Origin of the sequence: Cellvibrio mixtus subsp. mixtus J3-8, from assembly GCF_000766945.1 — a bacterium.
Classification (GTDB): Bacteria; Pseudomonadota; Gammaproteobacteria; order Pseudomonadales; family Cellvibrionaceae; genus Cellvibrio; species Cellvibrio mixtus_A.
Window position 1 is genome coordinate 519,764 of record NZ_KN266207.1, and the last position, 18,757, is coordinate 538,520.

Genomic DNA, 18,757 nt, shown 5'->3' on the forward strand with positions numbered 1-18,757 from the left:
GGGTTTTTTGGTATTTCACCTCCTTCTCTTGGTCGTGGGGTCTTCGAGGACAGGTTTTGGGAGTACACCAGATTTAACCGGCGCCGTGAACGATTAAATTCTTATACCTGGGCCATTCTATATGGCATATCGGCCTAGCAGCTTTATTTGACAATATTATGAACGTCACCTTTGTTTAGTCAGGTGCCATTCAGGAAAGTTCACTCTGGAATAAAAATGATTCATCAATACTTTGCGACATGTCCAAAAGGGCTTGAAGGCCTGCTCAATACTGAACTCCAGCAATTGGGGGGCGATGATATTCGTGAAACCGTGGCCGGTGTTTATTTTTCCGGTGATATAACAATGGCTTATCGCGCTTGTCTATGGTCGCGGTTGGCTAACAAAATCCTGCTGCCCCTGGCCAGTTTCGAAGCTGAATCGCAAGAAGCGCTTTACGATGGCGTACGTGAGGTCCGCTGGGAAGAGCATCTGAGTCCAAACGGTAGCTTGTTGGTAGATTTTATCGGCACCAATGACACCATCCGCAATACCCAATTCGGTGCCCTGAAAGTAAAAGATGCGATTGTAGATTGCTTGCGCGACTTCAGTGGCGAGCGTCCGTCAGTCGCCAAGCGTGACCCTGATTTGCGCGTGAACGTCCGGCTCGCCAAAAACAAAGCGATTGTCAGTATCGATTTGTCGGGCGACAGCCTGCACCGGCGGGGTTATCGTGTAAAACAAGGCAGTGCGCCGATGAAGGAAAACCTGGCGGCGGGTATTTTGATTCGTGCGGGTTGGCCGGAAATTGCCGCGCAAGGCGGTGCATTGCTCGACCCGATGTGTGGATCGGGCACGATTCTGGTTGAAGCGGCATTAATCGCTGCCGATATTGCACCGGGCTTACTGCGTGGCAGTTTTGGTTTCGAGCGCTGGTTAAATCATCGCAACGATATTTGGCTGGAATTGCGTGAAGAAGCATTCGCGCGCAAAAAAGCGGGACTGGAAAAAGAAAATCTACCCGAAATCCGCGGCTACGATGCTGATGTAAAAGTGATTCGTGCCGCAGAAGAAAATATTGTCAGTGCCGAGCTGGATCATTGGTTGCGCGTCAGCCGCAAGGAATTAAAAGATTTTGTAAAACCGACCCATAAAGCGATGGATTTTGGTTTGGTGATTAGCAACCCGCCTTACGGCGAACGCCTGGGTGAAATTGAATCGCTGAAATTATTGTATGCCCATATGGGCGAACGTTTACGCAATGAATTCCAGGGATGGCGCGCCGGTGTGTTTACCGGCAATCCCGAACTCGGAAAACAAATGGGTTTACGTGCAGATAAAAAATATAAATTTTTTAACGGCACCATCGCCAGCGAACTATTGATGTTCACCATCAGTAGCGAAACGTTTGTGCAAAGCCGTGTCGAACAAGATGCACGTTTTAGCAAAAATGATGAAGAGCGCAAAGCTGCTGAACAAAAAGTAAAAATCGACAATAAAAAAGAACGGGAAGCCGCATTAAGTAATGGTGCACAGATGTTGGTGAACCGTTTGCAAAAAAATCTTAAGCAATTGGAAAAGTGGGCGAAGAAAAACGAGATCAGTTGTTATCGTTTGTATGATGCGGACATGCCTGAATATTCAGCAGCAATTGATATTTACCGTGGGCAAACCCAGCCCAATCGTGCGCCACAGTTATACGCACACGTGCAGGAATATGCTGCGCCCAAATCCGTTGACGAAGAGCGTGCAGCGGCGCGTTTTGCTGAAATTGAACAAGCTGTGCCTTTTGCATTGGATATTCCCGATGCAAACATTAGCTACAAACAACGCCGCCGTAATAAAGGTAGCAGTCAATACGAAAAACTGAGTGAGCGCCCAACCGGCGATTTGTTTAGTGTGCAGGAAGGCCAGGCTAAATTGCATATCAATATGTGGCAATACCTGGATACTGGTTTGTTTCTCGATCATCGCCCGGTGCGCTTGCTGGTTGCGGAGATGGCAAAAGATAAACGCTTTTTAAATCTGTTCTGCTATACCGCTACGGCAAGCGTGCACGCCGCTATGGCGGGGGCGCGTTATACGGTGAGTGTGGATATGTCCAATACCTACCTGAACTGGGCGCGCAAAAATTTTGCGTTGAATGGTTTAAGTGAATCACGCAATCGTCTGGAGCAAGCAGATTGTTTGAAGTGGCTGGAAGAAAATGATCAGCAATACGATTTGATACTGCTTGATCCTCCGAGCTTCTCCAACTCCAAGCGCATGGAAGATGTGTTGGATGTACAGCGTGACCATGTAGGTATGATTCACAACGCCATGCGTTCACTGGCGGAGGGCGGAACCCTGATTTTTTCCAATAACTTGCGCAGTTTTAAATTGGATAGCGACGCGCTAAATGCTTATACGATACAAGATATCAGCGGGCGCACTATCGATGAGGACTTCAAGCGCAATCCCAAGATTCATCAGTGCTGGTTGATTACGCATTAAATAATTGCAGTCCGCTTGGAAAGGAGCTATATTCATTAATGTTAAATATGAATAATTGGAGGTGCGTATGGCAACTACCAGCCTGAGCTTGGGTGAGCATTGGGAAGTTTTTATCAAAAATGAGATTGCCAGCGGGCGCTATGGCTCTGCGAGTGAAGTAGTGCGTGATGCTTTACGCACTCTCGAAGAGCGGAAGCAGAAGTTGGAGGCATTGAGAACACACCTTGCCCAAGGTGCGCAACAAGCGGACAAAGGCCAATTTGTTGATAACTTTTCCGTGGATGCATTGATCGACGAATTGGATAGGGATAATTGATAAGGACATCTAATGAAGAAATATCGGGTGACTCCCCGTGCCAGGGATGATTTAAAAAGTATCGCGCGCTATACCCAACATCAATGGGGTAAATTACAACGTGATAAATATCTAAAATTGCTTGAGCAGCGGTTTGAATGGATTGGTGAAAATCCATTGTCAGGAAAAAATAGAAACGATATTTGTGCAGGTTATTACTCGTTTCCGCACGGTGAACATTTGGTGTTTTATCGACTCGGTGCAGGAGTAATTGACGTTATTGGGGTGTTACATCAGGACATGGATGTGGAATATTATTTTAATACCTGGCATTGACAATGTTGCGACTGATAAAAATGAAAATATTATCTTGTTATGTCGCATCCATTCTTATGATTTCCAGTGCTGCAAATGCCGATCAATTCTGCTTCGCGCTCGCGGAGACTTACTACGAGCAAGTTTATTGCCAGCTCCAGGCAAAAGCCCAAACTAAAAATTTACCACCGTTTAATCAATTCAAAAAAAATAATGAACAAGTACAAGCATCGCTGTTAAAACGGCCGGCTGAGCGTAACGGGATCAAGTTGCCCTTGCCGATAAAAAAGCTCCCTGTAGCGACAGAAACCAAATTGGCGGTTATAGAAACCAGCGTAATTACAAAAGCCAAGCCTGCCATTACGGAGAAGTCAACTGTTCAAGTGGCAAGAACTGGACCGATAGCGGCTATTCAACAAACTACGCCACTGATTGAAAATATTTTTGGTTGCAAGTTGATTTCCAAACAGTTGCAGTGCAGCAATGGTGTGTTCACCTTGTCAGGCAATAAAGCCAATCAGCGCCTCACAAAATCAGCGTTGACGGCGGAAAATAAAATGAATTTACCCGGCTATAAAGAGGGGGCGATAAACCAGTATTTAGCGCGTGCTTACCAGCAATATATTGGCAAAATGTGTGAGATAGGTTTGTGCGGAGTCACTATGACTTATGGGAAATTTACTTATCTTTATCAGGATATTAACAGTAAAGGCCTGGACTTTGCGCAGCGTTTTGAAACTATGTATAGCTTCCTGAAAAAAGATAAAGCCAGTATGGGAGTAAGCGAATCATCTGCAATACCGCAGGGGTTAATTGCAGATGATTGCAGCCCCTTGGGCGATAGTTATTATGTTTGTGAAATGCAGGGACGCAATTTTATTTTTACGCGGCAGTAACAAATTTCATCGGGTTGAGTCTATAACTCATCTTGCCAACTTACAGTGAGGTCGCCATGTTGATTAAAAGTCCCTCAGATATTCCTTCCTCCGAAATAACCCCGGAAAGTATTTATAATTCCCGCCGCGAATTTATGCGCGGCACCATGAGCGCGGCCGCATTGGGTGTTGGTATCGCTGCTGCTCCGGATTTGCTGGCGGCGCCCAGCCAGGTTGTTGATAAAGATTTGCCCGGGCCTGATTGGTTGAAACAACAGATTGCTGCGGCCAAAACCAACCAGGAAAAAATCAGCGAAAACCTTACGCCGTATGAACATGTGACTGGTTATAACAATTTTTATGAGTACGGGTATGACAAAACCGACCCGGCCGCCAAATCCCATGTGCTTAAACCACATCCATGGTCAGTGGAAATTGCGGGTGAGGTAGCCAAACCCGGCACTTATACGCTGGAGGATTTATTAAAAGGTGTAAATCTGGAAGAGCGTATTTATCGCCTGCGTTGTGTGGAAGCCTGGTCTATGGTTGTGCCCTGGGTTGGCTTTCCGTTAGCGGATTTAATTAAACGTTTTGAACCAACCGGCAACGCAAAATTTGTATCTTTCACAACATTAAAACGCCCGGCGGAAATGCCCGGCCAAAAAAGTTCGTTTAGCACCATTGATTGGCCGTACCGCGAAGGTTTGCGTATGGACGAAGCCATGCACCCGTTAACTATTTTAGCGGTGGGACTGTATGGAAAAGTATTGCCTAACCAAAACGGCGCGCCGCTGCGTTTAGTCGTGCCATGGAAATATGGATTCAAATATATTAAATCGATTGTGAAAATCGAATTCACTGAAAAACAACCCAAGACTACCTGGAGCATGATTGCACCGGATGAATATGGTTTTTATGCCAATGTAAATCCAAAGGTTAGCCACCCGCGCTGGAGCCAGGCAGAAGAGCGCCGTTTGCCGAGTGGGTTATTGCGGCCCAACATTGTTCCTACACAAATGTTCAATGGCTATGCTGACCAGGTTGCGCATCTTTATAAAGATATGGACTTACGAAAATATTATTAAGCAGTGCGGATATTTTTATAATATCCGCTGCCATTTCATTTGCTGGATAAAATACGATGCCTGTTCTTTGGCGAAGAATACTGATTTTCCTTCTCGCATCAATTCCCCTGGTTTTTATAATTTATAAAACCCTGACCAACCAGCTGGGTGCAGATCCGGCTAAAACTATTGTTCTTTTTACCGGCGAGTGGGCAATTTATTTTTTGTTTATTACGCTTGCGGTTACACCGTTGCGTCGGTTGATTCACGTCGGTAGAGTTCATTTTCGCTGGTTGCAAGTGCATCGCCGTATGTTGGGATTATTTGCTTTGTTTTATGCGCTTCTGCATGTGACTGCATTTCTGGTATTTATTCTAGGGCTGGATTTCACTCGTTTTGGCAAAGAGCTGGTTGAGCGACCTTACATTCTTGTGACTATTCCGGCGGTGATTTTACTGATTGTGTTAGGCATAACATCGACTAAAGCGATGATGCGGCGTTTGGGGAAAAGCTGGAGCAGACTACATAAAAGTATTTATTTGATCGCCATATTGGCATGGCTTCATGTATTTATGCAGGTAAGATCAAGTTATTTTGAAGCAGTTATTTTGGGCAGTATTTTATTATGGCTTCTAGGAATCAGGGTTTATTGGTATTTCCAGAAGCCAAAATAAAACGCGATTATTTATTGTGTGGATGGAAGAACACCTGAATCGGTGTTTTCCCATCTTTATTTGTGTCAGATAACCCCGAAAGCAATCATTGCTTCTGCAACGCGCCGCAGGCCTACAATATTTGCACCCAAAACATAATTTCCTTTATGTCCATATTCTTCAGCTGTATTAAAACAATCCTGATGGATATTTTGCATAATTGTTTTCAAACGTTGCTCGGAAAATTCAAAGCTCCAGGAATCGCGGCTGGCATTTTGTTGCATCTCCAGTGCTGAAGTTGCTACACCACCGGCATTGGCTGCTTTACCCAATCCATAAGCAATATTGGCCTCCTGGAATATCCGGATTGCTGCCGGCGTGGATGGCATGTTTGCCCCTTCACTCACAGCAATTAACCCATTATTGACAAGTGTGCGCGCTGAATTTCCATCCAATTCATTTTGGGTGGCGCAAGGCAGCGCGACCTCACAGGGAATATCCCAGATATTTCCGTTGGCTAAATAGGTTGCCCCTGAGCGATGGTTGATGTATTCACTAATCCGTTTGCGTTCAACTTCTTTCAATTGTTTGATCAACGTGAGGTTGATGCCATTAGGGTCATGGATCACACCATTTGAATCAGAACAGGCAACAACTTTGGCACCATATTGTTGTAATTTTTCAATTGCATAAATAGCAACATTTCCTGAACCGGAGACTACAGCCGTTTTTCCTTCCAGGGTTGTATTACGTATTTTGAGCATTTCCTCCAGGAAGAATACTGCACCATAACCAGTCGCTTCCTTGCGTACCAAGGCTCCACCCCAGGCCGGGCTTTTGCCAGTCAGGACGCCGGATTCGTAACGATTGGTGAGGCGTTTGAATTGGCCAAACATATAGCCAATCTCGCGTGCACCTACACCAATGTCGCCTGCCGGAACATCAGTGTATTCGCCGACATGCCGCCAGAGTTCGGTCATAAAGCTTTGGGTAAAACGCATAACTTCCGCATCGGATTTGCCTTTGGGGTCGAAATCAGAACCCCCTTTACCGCCACCAATCGGCATGCCGGTTAATGCATTTTTAAAAATTTGTTCAAACCCCAGGAATTTGATGGTGCCAAGCGTGACGGATGGATGAAAGCGAATACCGCCTTTATAGGGCCCCAGGGCGCTATTGAACTGAACGCGGAAGCCGCGATTGATTTGCACTTCACCTTTATCATCAGTCCAGGGGACTCGAAAGATAATCTGGCGTTCGGGCTCGCAGATTCTTTCAATTATTTTTTGTTCTGCGTATTCCGGGTGTTTTTGTAAAACCGGGCCAAGGGTTTCAATGACTTCTTTTACTGCCTGGTGAAACTCCAGCTCGCCCTGATTTCTTTGTACCACCTGGTTATAGATTGCCTCGAGGCGTGTATTTACATCATTCACAGAAAACTCCAACTCGATCGGTTACAAACGGAAATGCCTGATACTCCCGGGCATGAGAACCGATGATCAATGATTAAATTAAAAAATAGGAGAAGTTGCCAAGGCAATAACGTTTCCGGGTGGGCGCTATATACGGTGCAACTAGAGTGTAAGCATGGAATCAGGGGGGGCTTACCCGCCATCACCCGAGGGAATTATGAGAGTAAAGAGCTTATCTCTCAACACCAATATGGTGCAATTTTGATTTTTTTGCACTCTGTTGGTGCTTTGTTGCGGAAGCCGCCAGCGACTGTTAGTCACTGGCAGGGGAGCCTTGGGCTTATGCGCGAGACTTATATTCGCCGGTGCGTGCGTCAATGATGATCTTCTGGCCGATCTCAACGAAAGCAGCAACTTGCAATTCAGTGCCGTTCTTGAGCTTGGCAGTTTTCATTACTTTGCCAGAGGTATCGCCACGAACTGCCGGTTCGGTGTAAGCCACTTCGCGGGTGATAGCATTTGGTGGCGTTACAGAAATTACTTTACCTTCGTAGAACACTGCATCACACACGTCTTCCATGCCATCTTCAATCCATGGAAGCAAATCGCCCAGCTCTTCGCCGGTTACTTCGTATTGGTTGAACTCAGGGTCCATAAATACGTACATCGGGTCAGCGTAGTAAGAGTAAGTTACTTCTTTACGATCCAGCTGGATGTCTTCGAATTTGTCATCGGCGCGGTATACGGTTTCGGTATTGATACCGTTGAGAAGGTTTTTCAGTTTCATTTTTACAACAGCGGCGTTACGGCCGGATTTGTTGTATTCCGCTTTTTGAACAACCCAGGGTGAGCCGTCGATCATCAGAACGTTGCCAGCGCGGCAGTCTTGTGCAATTTTCATGGTAAATCCCAGTTTGCAGTAGTTAAGTAATGCGGGAGACCTTGAGCTACGCGGCGCGCACCGCCAGGTTTCCCGAGGGTTTGAAATCGGCGCGCTACTATACAGTTGTTTACAGCTTTTCTGTAGTGCTTTTTTGGGGGGCATATCCAACGGCCAACGCCATTAACTGGCGGGCCAAATCGGGCTGTTGGGATAAATCCAGACTCCATTCTTGAACAGCAAATTGCCATTGCGATAGGTATTCCAGCATTTTGCTCCAGTCATTACTGGTATCAGCAAATTCATTCCAGTTGTGCCAAAGGCTGCGCAAGCGGTTAGCAAACTCTGCATTTTTCCCAGCCAGGAACTTGTCGAGGAAAGCATCCAGTTTGACGATATGGGCTTGCTCATCTTGCGGGTAGATATGCCAGATAAAAGGTTTTCCAGCCCATTGCGCCCGTATAAAGGAATCCTCGCCACGCACAAAGTTGATATCGCACGCCCACAGTAACAGGTCATATTCAACCTGGGTGAGAAAGGGAATTACAGTAAGGAATAGATTTCCCTGTTGCCATTGTTTCCCTGTATCGAGATTTGCTTCCAGTGATTGATTGATGCTGGTGAGTATTTTTCCGCCGGGGACCAGACAATGGATGGGAGTAGGTGAATTGATCCAGGTATTTAATAGAGGGGCGATAGCCGGATTTTCATAAGCAAAGAGTGATACCAGCAAAGACGCATCTTTTTGCTGAACTCCGATTTTTTCTAAAAACATAGGTTTATCAAAACTTTCTCGACGAGCTAATAAGTCATGCTCGCGGAGCAAGCCACCGGTTTTCGGGGTAAATCCTGGAAAAAAGAAGGTTTTACGCAAGCCAGTGGCGGGGTGGATAGAGGTCATTCCGTGGCACTCTTCAACCCATTGCTCTGCGCTCAAATACTCAAGGTTGATCCACACCGGTGGATGCCCTGCATGTTTTTGCGCAGCCATCGCCTGCAGGTAGGTATCGGGAATATCACAGGCGAAGCCTTCGATGACGACCTGGGCTACCTCAATATTTGCCGGAAATGGTTCGATCCAACGGCAAATTTCAACCTTATTGCAAAACTGGTGTTCAAGGATTTGCGCTTCCGGCCAAATTCTCGCCAGGGAATCCATGTCATCAACCCACAGTCGCACGTGTTGGCGATGCTCATTGGCCAACTGCCGTGCAAGGCGCCAGCAAACGCCGATATCGCCGTAGTTATCAATGACGCGACAAAAAATATCCCAGGACTTTGTTTCGGTTGCAGGCATAAAAATAGATTGATAAACGAATAGGTGATCGAATGGGCATTCAAGGTTCGCATCATAATATGCATATAGATGCGGCTAAAGTTTTATCGGGTTGTTGCCAGAAATGAAAAAGGGGATCGATAAAATCGACCCCCTTTTCTAATAGGCTCAACGATCAATGCAACTGTGTGAAGTTCACTGGAATCCAATCGTAGGAATTGCCTTCTTTACGTAGATGGCCAAGACCCGGGAACTGGATGTGCGCCGCGCCTACGAGAATTCCTTCTTTCGCTGCCTGGGTGAAAATTTTATCGCGCTCGGCAGCGGCTTTTTTCTGGTCGCTATCAAAAGCAATGGTGACTTCGGGATGATCCAGCTGCACGGCGGCAACGTGAATCAAATCGCCAATCAGCCAGAGTTTCTGCCCCTGGCTTTCCACCTCATAAACACTGTGGCCGGCAGTATGGCCGGAGGTTGAAATGGCTTTAATTCCTGTTGTTAATTGGGTTTTATGGTTGAACGGTGCAAATTTTTTGGCAGTTTTATAGGGCGTTAACATAGCGACGGCGTTGGTGTAAAAGCTTTTGGCGTCTGCCGGTGCCTTATCGAGATTGGCTTTGCTCAACCAGAAATCAGAGTCCTTTTGATCGACATGAACCACTGCGTTAGGAAATGCCAGGGCATTGTTGCTCACTAAGCCGCCAATGTGATCCGAGTGTAAGTGAGTGATATAGATATCGTCGATTTGTGCAGGCTCATAACCGGAAGCGCGCAAGTTAGCGACGAATTTACCGAGCGTTGGACCGAAGAGCCCGCCAGCACCGGCATCGATCAATACCAGTTTTTCGCCGGTGTTAATCAAATAAGCATTCACCGACGTTTCCAGCGGTGCTTTTAAAAAAGAATTGGCCAATGCAGCGTTGGTTTTTGGTTCGGGATTGGTGAGCAGCTTATCGACTGGCAGTTCTACAGTACCGTCATTAATTGCGGTTACTTCAAATGAACCAACCATCAAGCGGAAGTATCCCGGTGCAGGGGTTTTGGCCATGGGTGCAGCGGCCAGCGCGAGTTGGCTGCCAAGCCCGGTAATAAATGTTGCTGAAGCCAGGGCGGCTGCCAGGGCGAGTTTTTTCATAGAGAACACAGACATATAAATTCCTTGGGGAGTTAACCCGTCAGCACAGATTAAGTAGACCGAACACGTGATGCTGTGTGCTTGGTGAAAAAATTGTATTTGTTTGCGTAAAATCGCACAATGATGTAAATCGCAAACCATCTTTGCGATTTTTGCAACGAAATCATATCGGGTTTGGATTGCACAATGTTAGATGCCATTCGTTTATTTATCGCCGTTGCCGACACGGGTAATTTGTCGAAAGTTGCCAGGGCACAGGCGATGGCGGTGTCTTCCATTTCACGCAAAATCGATGCATTGGAAGCGGAATTGGGCTTTCAATTATTTCATCGCACCTCGCGGGTCATTTTATTAACCGACTCCGGCGCGGAGTTTTTGCCACGCGCGCGCCTTATTTTGCAGGAGCTGGATGAAGCGAAGACGGCGATATCGGCACGCAATGCTGATCCGCAAGGATTGTTGACAATTACCGCACCTTCCGTGTTTGGTCGTATCCATTTGGCACCGGCAGTGATGAGTTTCATGCAGCGTTATCCGCTGATGGAAATCGACCTGAATGTCAGCGACGAAATTCTGGATCTCTCGGTGCATCGCGTGGATGTAGCAATTCGCATTGGCAAATTGCCGGACAGCGACCTGGTTGCGACGCAACTCGCGCCTTTCCAGCGCTTGGTTTGTGCCAGCCCGAAATACCTTGAAAAGCATGGCATACCTGACTCGCCTCTGGATTTGGTAAACCATAATTGCCTGACGGTGAAGGGCAAGGGGGCGACGGTTCCCGGGCTTTGGGGATTTGCCGGTGTTAATCGCAACCAGCCGCTTGCCGTAAAAGGAAGTTTTTGCAGTAACGACATCAACTTTTTATTGCAAGCGGCGCTGGATGGTGTGGGGATCGTGCATCTCGCCAGCTGGTTGGTTAGCGATGCGATTGTGCGTGGGCAATTGATGTGTTTATTTGCCGGTGTGCCGGATATCCCGGCAAAAATCCAGCCCGGTATTCATGCGGTACGCATGCCGGGGCGCTCCCATGCTACAAAAGCACAATTGTTCATCGCACACCTGCGCGAAACATTTGGTGAGCCTGCCTATTGGGATCGAGCAATTACAGAGACGGTGAAAAATAGCCTTCATCTATAGGTCAAATGTATGATGGCAACCTGATAAAAACTACGGCGATATGATCGCGTACAACGGATGAACGGGTACTTCCCGTTATCATCTTATCGATAACGAATAGAGCTTCTATAGAGAAACACCATGGCTTCCTTACAAGATCAACTATTAAAAGCGGGTTTAATCGACGCAAAAAAAGCCAAGCAGGCAAATAAGGAAAAGCGTAAAGAAACGAATGTAGCGCGTCGTTCCAATGAAGAAGTGGTCGATGAAATCAAACAATCGGCCGAGCAGGCACGCCAGGAAAAAGCGGAGCGCGACCGCGAGTTGAATCGCCTGCGCGACCAGGAGCTCCAGCAAAAAGCTATCGCCGCGCAAATCAAACAATTGATTGAAAATCATCGCCAGTCCAAGGGAGCGGGCGAGGGCGATGTGGAATACAACTTCACTGATGGCAAATTAATAAAAAAAATCCGCGTATCCAAACTGGTTCAGGAACAAATTGTGCGCGGCGTTTTGGCGGTGGTGAAATTGGGCGAAGGTTACGAAGTGGTACCGCGTATAGTGGCCGATAAAATTGCCCAGCGCGATGAAAAGTTTGTCATAGTGGCCAACACCAAAACCCAGCAACAAACGGAGGAAGATGATCCTTATAAGGATTATGTAATTCCCGATGATTTGATGTGGTAATTGCGCTGTTGTTGGGCAAATATCGATTAGCTATTTTGCCATCAGAGTATGGTTTTAGTTTGCCAGCCGACACTGGCTAATAGGATAAAACGCTAATTGATTGAGCGAAGGTTAATTGAGTGAAAGTGTTAAGTGGCGAGCGAAGAAAAATCTTGCTCGCCATTTTTATTACTACCCTTAAAACTCTCCGAGGAATCCACCCGATTGGCGCGCCCACAAATGCGCATAAACGCCATTTTTTGCCAGCAGCTCATTGTGGGTGCCTTGCTCAATAATTTGACCGTTATCCAGCACAATCAAGCGATCCAATGCGGCGATGGTAGATAACCGATGCGCAATAGCGATAACGGTTTTGCCTTGCATCAACCAATTTAAATTGGTCTGGATTGCCGCTTCCACTTCAGAGTCCAATGCAGAGGTTGCTTCATCCATAATTAAAATCGGTGCGTTTTTGATGAGTACACGTGCAATTGCAATACGTTGGCGTTGGCCACCGGAAAGTTTTACGCCGCGCTCACCGACATGAGCGTCGTAACCGGTGCGCCCTTCGTTATCCACCAGGCCCAGGATAAATTCATGCGCTTCGGCTTGCTGCGCGGCGTGAATCATTTCTTCTTCGGTGGCGTTGGGTTTGCCGTAAAGCAAGTTATCGCGAATGGAACGGTGTAACAACGAGGTGTCTTGCGTAACCATACCAATGTGCGCGCGCAAACTTTCTTGCTTGATGTCGGCGATGTTTTGGTTATCAATCAAAATCGAGCCGGAATCGACATCGTAAAAGCGCATCAGCAAATTGACGAGCGTGGATTTCCCTGCACCTGAACGGCCCACCAAACCAATTTTTTCACCGGCGTTGATGTGCAAATTAAAATCCTGCAATAAACCGGATTCTTTTCCATAGTTAAAATCGACTGATTTAAAATCAATCGTGCTGCGGGTGATATTTATTTCCGGAGCATTGGGTTTGTCTTGTACCTCACGCGGAATGGATAGGGTGTTTAAACCGTCGCGCGCCGTTCCCATATTTTCAAATAGTGCGGACACCTCCCACATAATCCATTGCGCCATACCGTTTAAACGCAATACCAAACCGACAGCGGCAGCAATCGCACCGGTAGTAATTGCTGCGCTTGACCACAGCCAAAGCGACATCGCTGCGATTGCGAAAATCAGTAATACATCAATGACCCACACTGCAGTGCCGAGCAATGTGGCCAGACGCATTTGCGGGTGAACCGTCGACAGGAAATACTCCATACCTTTTTTGGCGTAATCCGCTTCGCGATTGGAATGTGAAAAAAGTTTTACAGTAGAAATGTTGGTGTAGGTATCTACTAAACGCCCGGTCATATCCGAACGCGCATGGGCTTGTTGCGTAGAAATTTTGGATAAACGCGGCAGGAAGTAATACAGCAATCCACCGTAAGAAATAAACCAGGCGATTAGTGGCAACGCAAGTCGCCAATCCAGTGAAACAGCAAGCACCAGTATGCTGCTGAAATACACCATGACGTACAGCATCACATCCAGCAATTTCATAATAGTTTCACGCACGGCGAGTGCGGTTTGCATTACCTTGGTCGCGATACGCCCCGCGAATTCATTCTGGTAAAACTGATAGCTCTGGCCCAACAAATAACGGTGCGCCTGCCAGCGAATCCGCATCGGGAAATTGCCGAGTAATGTTTGATGCATTAATAGCGAATGGAGCAACACTGATACGGGCAAACCAACCAGCAGGATAAACACCATCCAGATTAATTCGCGACGGGATTCAGTCCAGAAAGTGGCTGGCGAATGCTGGTTTAATGAATCAACAAGATTGCCCAGAAAACCAAAGAGCGACACTTCCATTACCGCGATTAATCCGGTAAATATCGCCATGCCGATAAGATAAGCTTCGGCTCCCCGGCTGTAGTGCCTGCAAAAAGCGTAGAGGGTTTTTGGTGGGGCTGAAGGTTCCTGTGGAGGAAATGGTTTTATCAGGCTTTCAAAAAAACGAAACATAATGAATATCACTGGCTAAAAACTGAACCGGTATTGTAGCAGCTCACACCGCCGACTTCGTGTAACCAAGTGTTAATTTGTGGTGCTACACTGTCGCCCATTATCGAAGGCGCTAGTGTCAGCAATTGGCAGTAGTTATTGATCAGTATTTGCGCGAGCTAATATTTATGAAAAATGCGTTAATGGTGTTTGGTGCAGGTTGCCTGGGTGGCTTGGTAATGTGTGTCGTTATGTGGTTATTTAGCCGCTACGGCATTACCCAATCCCTGAATGTAAATCTGCCGGGTTCAGTATCGCCTCATTGGATGTACCCTCGCATTGTCTGGGGCGGATTGTGGGGTTTTTTATTTTTATTGCCTATTTTTGCCAGCAGCCTGTTTGCTCGCAGTTTTGTAATTGCCTTGATCCCCACCTTGATCCAATTGTTTGTGTTTTATCCGTTTTATGAAGGAAAAGGTGTTGCGGGACTTAAACTCGGGATGTTAACCCCATTTCTCGTATTCTTTTTCTTTTGGGTCTGGTCTTTTGTCACTGCTGTGACACTTCGGGTTTCTTAGCACGCGGGAATTTTTATGAGAAAAATGTTTTTCTGGTTGGGTAGCTTTTTCCTGGTATTTACCGGTGTGGTAGCGAACGCCCAGTTATTACCCAACGCTACGTTGAATACCCAATCGGTGCAGCGTTGGATGCAGACCAATCGCGACATCGCGCCGATTATGCAAGCAATCGATACGATGAATAACACCGATGCCAAAATCAAAGCATTCGATGCATTGCCAGCAGTTGAGCAAGATAAAAAAATTGATGAGTTATTAAAATCCAAAAACTTGCAGGAAATGGCAAAAAATATTACCCGACAACATGGCTGGAAGTCGGTCGGCGAATATATGCGGTTAAGCACTAGGTTGGGCAATGCAATTGCCGCGTATTTTTTGTTTGGCGATACGGAAAAGATGACTGAAGAGCAGGCAAAGCAATTAAAAGGGAAAGCCGATCCCGCGGTATTGGCTGTGCCGCGTAGTGACATTGAATTTGTGAGGCGGAATGAAAAAAACCTGCAGCATTATATTCAGGCTTACGGGGCCGGGCGTTAACGCCTTGCTAAAGGTCTATTCCAGGATCACCGTCTTTAAACAGCCGGGAGAATAGCCTGAATATCCAGAGAAATATTTGAACAGGTAGTTCAATTACAAATTCGAGCCAATCCAACCAGAAATAAGTCTCTTCGCGCTGGTTACGGCTTTTGCTGGGCCAGAAAATATACGCTATCAGAAAAAAGGCGCAGGCTCCCAGCAGTACAGGCCAATTAATTTCCGGTATAAATCCGTCAATCAGCAGGTATATGCCGCATAAAAAAAATAACAGCGAGAAAAAGGCACGCAGGAAATCCATAAGTGGCTCGCAGGAAATTGGTCTTATGGAGTATAGGAAGAGCCCGTTATCAACGCAATTTGATAACGGGCACAATGCTAGCGAGAGCCGCCACTTAAACTGAGGTAAACCAGGGTTTGATTAAGTAGCTGATAAGCCACTTCGCCAAAGGTGATAGGGCCGGTCAGCTCACGAGTCTTCTTCCCTTCCAGTTCGGAATATAAATAATTCAGGATGCAATTACAGGAAAACGAAATATTTTCACTGTCCGAGGCGGATAATTCTTTGTTAAAGCTCTCAATGTAATTGTCCACTGGTTGTGCAAAACGGTAGCTGATATCGCTAAACACCGGTGCATACAGGTCCACTTTTTGATTGGCTTCATCCACTTGCTGGATACTAACGTTAATCATGACTCCGGAGTAGTTGGCAACCAATGGCAAACGGGTATCCACTTTTGCATATTTAATGTAATCGGCAAGGTTTGCCGGTTCACCATTAATCGTGCAATCACTTACCGAAAAGCCGGTGCTTTTGAATTTAATTTCAGGACCCTGGCCCTGGTTAAACAAATTCACGATGTTGATGTTCGCTAATTGATTACCTGGCAGGGGAACGTGCATTGCTACGGCCTGTTGGTCAAATAACATTCCACGCGCTGGGCCAAAACCTACTTTGGCATTGCGGTTGCCAACATCATCCAGATGGACACCGGAGATCCAGCCGATGATAGGTGAAAAATACATGTTGGGATAATCAGGCGCATTTTGCGCGTAAGATAAATGCACTTCAGACATCGCAGGTAAAATGACTATGGTAAAACCATGCTCTGGTGCTTCTTGTGCAATGCGTGAAATGGAATTTGCATCATAGAGTGTGATGCGGGGAGCGTTGCTTGGTTGAACCCCTTCTATGGTGTTAACAAAAATATGTTCGCGATCCGCTTTACCGCCTTCATTGGTCATAAAATACGGAATTGTGCCTGCAATCCAGTTACCTGAAGGTAATCCATCCAATATGGTTTCGTCTGCAGCTATAACGAGATACTCGCCGCGATTGATTTTTTCCACAACCTGATCGCGTGTTACCAATGCGCTGCGAATGCGGATATCAGTATCTTGTGCCATACAAGCTCTCCTGGCAGTTTATTTAATTTGAGTAACCATTGCTTAACACAAGGCGAAGTTCTTGCTGCATAAATCGCTGGTTGTGTTTTATAAAATCCCTTACCCGTCGCACAGCATTTAATTCCACTACCGGGTCGGGGTTCATTAAAATTTGCGAGCGCAAATTCGATAAGAGTAGCTTATAAGCAATATGTGAACTCGGTATGAAAGTGTCGTCTTTGAGGATGCGCTTCCAGATATCGTTACGCTCATCTGGCAAGCTGATTTGATGCTCTTCCGGAGCATTCATAATTTTATTAATCAGTACCAGTTCCTGCTTCAAGTTGCGTGCATTCTTACGGAAAAATTCACGTAACTGGTTAAGGATATCCACCCGCACATTATTGTCTTGTGTATTTTGAAACGCGTGGCGTAAGCGCACCAAGAATAAATTCAATGGCATATTGTTTGAGCCAAGGTCTATTTTTGCGCTGATCAACTTCAACCAAATACTATTTTTGAGTGAAGGAAGAACCAGTTTGGTGACAGTGCTGCGTCGTTCTTCCACGGATTGTTTTTTAGTCGATAGTGCACAAATCTGACTCAGTTCTGCATCGAGTGAATTTGCGTGCGAAATGAAGAATTTGCGCAGCTCATTCACCGAGTCCGCTAATTTCGTTTCTACCTTGGGATCAATCATGGTTAGCTTAAGCTTGGACAGCAAAAGTTTTAACGAAAATAATTGGGTTCGCAGATGAAATTTGTCGTAAATCATGCTTTCCCAAATAGGATCTGACTCCATTGGCAAGCAGGTGGCGAGGCGGTAGGACTCAGGTGTTTTTTCAATATCCCCGATAATTTCTTCGGCTGCTTGCTGCTCGATTTGCAACGTATTGGCAATTGCATCTGGCGCTAAACCGCGAATATGAAGCAGCGCAACGCGTTGGCGTAATTCATGGGTGTAATTGCGATTCGCATCTCCCACAAAGCCTGGTTGCAATAATGAATCCTTGCTGATTCCCGAGCCGCTGATCGATTGATCATAAAAATTGGAGACGATGTGGCAGCTGTAATTACCAATGCCTGTGTGTAGCCAGCGTTTGGAAAAACCAGCGTCAGCGATTTTATTGTTATTGGCATCCTGGTTTTTGGAGAAAAAAGAAAAGCGCGATTTTTCAACTAAATAGGTAAGTTCTACGTGAATAATTCTGCTTTTTTCGTCGATCGAAACATCCTGTACTGACCAAGGCGCATTAATTCCCAGTATGGCCTCAAAGTAATGCTTGGGTTGTTTAACCACTTGCTACTCCTTCGGGTGTCAGTTGTCAAAAAATTACCTTTTACTTCGACAAAACCTCAAATCAAAGTAGTGTTTAATTCCACGCCATACGAGCGGCGTAGATGATAGTTAACATGAAGTTGGTGTTTTAACATCAGATGATTGAATAACAATCAATATAAACAGCAATATATTTATGAAGATTATTTAAGGGCGCGCGATTATGGCGACCCCTTCACATTATTGATAGAGCTATTTTCATAGATACTAGAAAATTGTCGCCTAAAATTTCATTAACGTTAAAAAATATTTTTCCATTTTAAAAGTGGATTAATTGGTTTTCCCCGTGGTGTTAAATTTGGATTTTCATCTAAATCATTAATATTATTTTAAAAGGTGCGTTCTTCTGATTTAAGGGAATCCTAAGTTCTAGCAATAAAAAAAACGCCTGTAATTTAAAATTTGCTTTATGGGATGTAGTTCGCGAAATTTAATTTACGGTATTTCCAGGCCCAAATGATTATGAAATCTTTGAATTGCATTCTTTCCCGCCGACAAAGAAATCGGTTAATGAGATAATTTTCAAGGATTAAATTATGCAGTTCATTAAAGCACTATTACGCGGTGAATTTTTCAAGCCAGGTGTGTTTAAAAATAACCAGCAGAATGACAAGGTTCGTGTAGGTATTATCGGAACAGGAAAAATCGGTGCCGATTTATTGGCAAAAGTGCAACGATCTCCATTCCTTGAATGTGTACTGTTTGCAGGAAGGAATCTCGACTCGGCGGGAATGACCTATGCCTCCAAATTGGG

At 45.7% G+C, this 18,757-nt stretch carries 17 protein-coding genes and 1 pseudogene; 11 read left to right on the forward strand and 7 right to left on the reverse strand.

The features are described 5' to 3' along the window. Nucleotides 1-216: 216 nt before the first annotated feature. The 6 genes from rlmKL to A596_RS07240 all read left to right on the forward strand — a co-directional run bounded on the left by rlmKL (nt 217) and on the right by A596_RS07240 (nt 5,695). Nucleotides 217-2,472, forward strand: coding sequence for a bifunctional 23S rRNA (guanine(2069)-N(7))-methyltransferase RlmK/23S rRNA (guanine(2445)-N(2))-methyltransferase RlmL (gene rlmKL / locus A596_RS07215; protein WP_039913447.1), 2,256 nt, complete (start codon nt 217-219; stop codon nt 2,470-2,472). 67 nt (nt 2,473-2,539) lie between these two features. Next, nucleotides 2,540-2,788, forward strand: a complete 249-nt coding sequence (locus tag A596_RS07220; RefSeq protein WP_039913448.1) for a type II toxin-antitoxin system ParD family antitoxin — start codon at nt 2,540-2,542, stop codon at nt 2,786-2,788. Between the two features lie 12 nt (nt 2,789-2,800). Further along, the gene (locus A596_RS07225) at nt 2,801-3,103 is read left to right on the forward strand and encodes a type II toxin-antitoxin system RelE/ParE family toxin (protein ID WP_039913449.1); all 303 of its coding nucleotides are present in this window, start codon (nt 2,801-2,803) and stop codon (nt 3,101-3,103) included. A 20-nt stretch (nt 3,104-3,123) separates the two neighbouring features. Beyond that, complete coding sequence (locus tag A596_RS07230) at nt 3,124-3,978, forward strand: hypothetical protein (protein WP_152600123.1); 855 nt, start codon at nt 3,124-3,126, stop codon at nt 3,976-3,978. A gap of 56 nt (nt 3,979-4,034) precedes the next feature. Further along, nucleotides 4,035-5,042, forward strand: coding sequence for a protein-methionine-sulfoxide reductase catalytic subunit MsrP (msrP, locus tag A596_RS07235; RefSeq protein WP_039913451.1), 1,008 nt, complete (start codon nt 4,035-4,037; stop codon nt 5,040-5,042). A 56-nt stretch (nt 5,043-5,098) separates the two neighbouring features. After that, on the forward strand, nt 5,099-5,695 hold the full coding sequence (locus A596_RS07240) for a protein-methionine-sulfoxide reductase heme-binding subunit MsrQ (RefSeq protein ID WP_039913452.1): 597 nt from the start codon (nt 5,099-5,101) through the stop codon (nt 5,693-5,695). Nucleotides 5,696-5,760: 65 nt separating this feature from the next. Here A596_RS07240 and gdhA read toward each other — a convergent pair whose 3' ends face one another. The 4 genes from gdhA to A596_RS07260 all read right to left on the reverse strand — a co-directional run bounded on the left by gdhA (nt 5,761) and on the right by A596_RS07260 (nt 10,392). Next, nucleotides 5,761-7,107 carry an NADP-specific glutamate dehydrogenase gene (gdhA, locus tag A596_RS07245; RefSeq protein WP_039913453.1) on the reverse strand — a complete coding sequence of 449 codons (1,347 nt, stop codon included), beginning with the start codon at nt 7,105-7,107 and terminating at the stop codon, nt 5,761-5,763. 319 nt (nt 7,108-7,426) lie between these two features. After that, complete coding sequence (gene efp / locus A596_RS07250) at nt 7,427-7,987, reverse strand: elongation factor P (protein ID WP_039913454.1); 561 nt, start codon at nt 7,985-7,987, stop codon at nt 7,427-7,429. A gap of 109 nt (nt 7,988-8,096) precedes the next feature. Then, nucleotides 8,097-9,263 (reverse strand): elongation factor P maturation arginine rhamnosyltransferase EarP, encoded by a 1,167-nt coding sequence (gene earP / locus A596_RS07255; protein WP_039913455.1) that lies wholly within the window; start codon nt 9,261-9,263, stop codon nt 8,097-8,099. A gap of 154 nt (nt 9,264-9,417) precedes the next feature. Beyond that, nucleotides 9,418-10,392 (reverse strand): MBL fold metallo-hydrolase, encoded by a 975-nt coding sequence (locus A596_RS07260; RefSeq protein WP_039913456.1) that lies wholly within the window; start codon nt 10,390-10,392, stop codon nt 9,418-9,420. Nucleotides 10,393-10,563: 171 nt separating this feature from the next. On the opposite strand from A596_RS07260, the gene A596_RS07265 reads away from it, so the two are divergent. Together A596_RS07265 and A596_RS07270 are read left to right on the forward strand one after the other, a co-directional pair. Next, nucleotides 10,564-11,514, forward strand: coding sequence for a LysR family transcriptional regulator (locus tag A596_RS07265; protein ID WP_039913457.1), 951 nt, complete (start codon nt 10,564-10,566; stop codon nt 11,512-11,514). Between the two features lie 120 nt (nt 11,515-11,634). Beyond that, nucleotides 11,635-12,180, forward strand: coding sequence for a DUF2058 domain-containing protein (locus A596_RS07270; protein ID WP_039913459.1), 546 nt, complete (start codon nt 11,635-11,637; stop codon nt 12,178-12,180). 177 nt (nt 12,181-12,357) lie between these two features. Here the strand turns inward: A596_RS07270 and A596_RS07275 are convergent, their stop codons facing one another. After that, a complete protein-coding gene (locus A596_RS07275; protein ID WP_039913461.1) occupies nt 12,358-14,187 on the reverse strand; it encodes an ABC transporter ATP-binding protein in 1,830 nt (609 codons plus the stop codon). A 167-nt stretch (nt 14,188-14,354) separates the two neighbouring features. On the opposite strand from A596_RS07275, the gene A596_RS07280 reads away from it, so the two are divergent. After that, nucleotides 14,355-14,744, forward strand: a complete 390-nt coding sequence (locus A596_RS07280) for a hypothetical protein (RefSeq protein ID WP_039914421.1) — start codon at nt 14,355-14,357, stop codon at nt 14,742-14,744. Nucleotides 14,745-14,759: 15 nt separating this feature from the next. Beyond that, nucleotides 14,760-15,281, forward strand: a complete 522-nt coding sequence (locus A596_RS07285) for a hypothetical protein (RefSeq protein WP_235425638.1) — start codon at nt 14,760-14,762, stop codon at nt 15,279-15,281. Nucleotides 15,282-15,656: 375 nt separating this feature from the next. On the opposite strand, the gene A596_RS07295 is transcribed toward A596_RS07285, so the two are convergent. Continuing rightward, nucleotides 15,657-16,685: a DUF6976 family protein gene (locus A596_RS07295; protein ID WP_039913463.1), complete on the reverse strand. Its 1,029-nt coding sequence runs from the start codon at nt 16,683-16,685 to the stop codon at nt 15,657-15,659. Between the two features lie 22 nt (nt 16,686-16,707). Further along, nucleotides 16,708-17,964 carry a hypothetical protein gene (locus A596_RS07300; RefSeq protein WP_039913464.1) on the reverse strand — a complete coding sequence of 419 codons (1,257 nt, stop codon included), beginning with the start codon at nt 17,962-17,964 and terminating at the stop codon, nt 16,708-16,710. Between the two features lie 575 nt (nt 17,965-18,539). Here A596_RS07300 and A596_RS23485 point away from each other — a divergent pair. Next, a pseudogene (locus A596_RS23485) lies at nt 18,540-18,757 on the forward strand (acetylating acetaldehyde dehydrogenase); the annotation flags it as partial.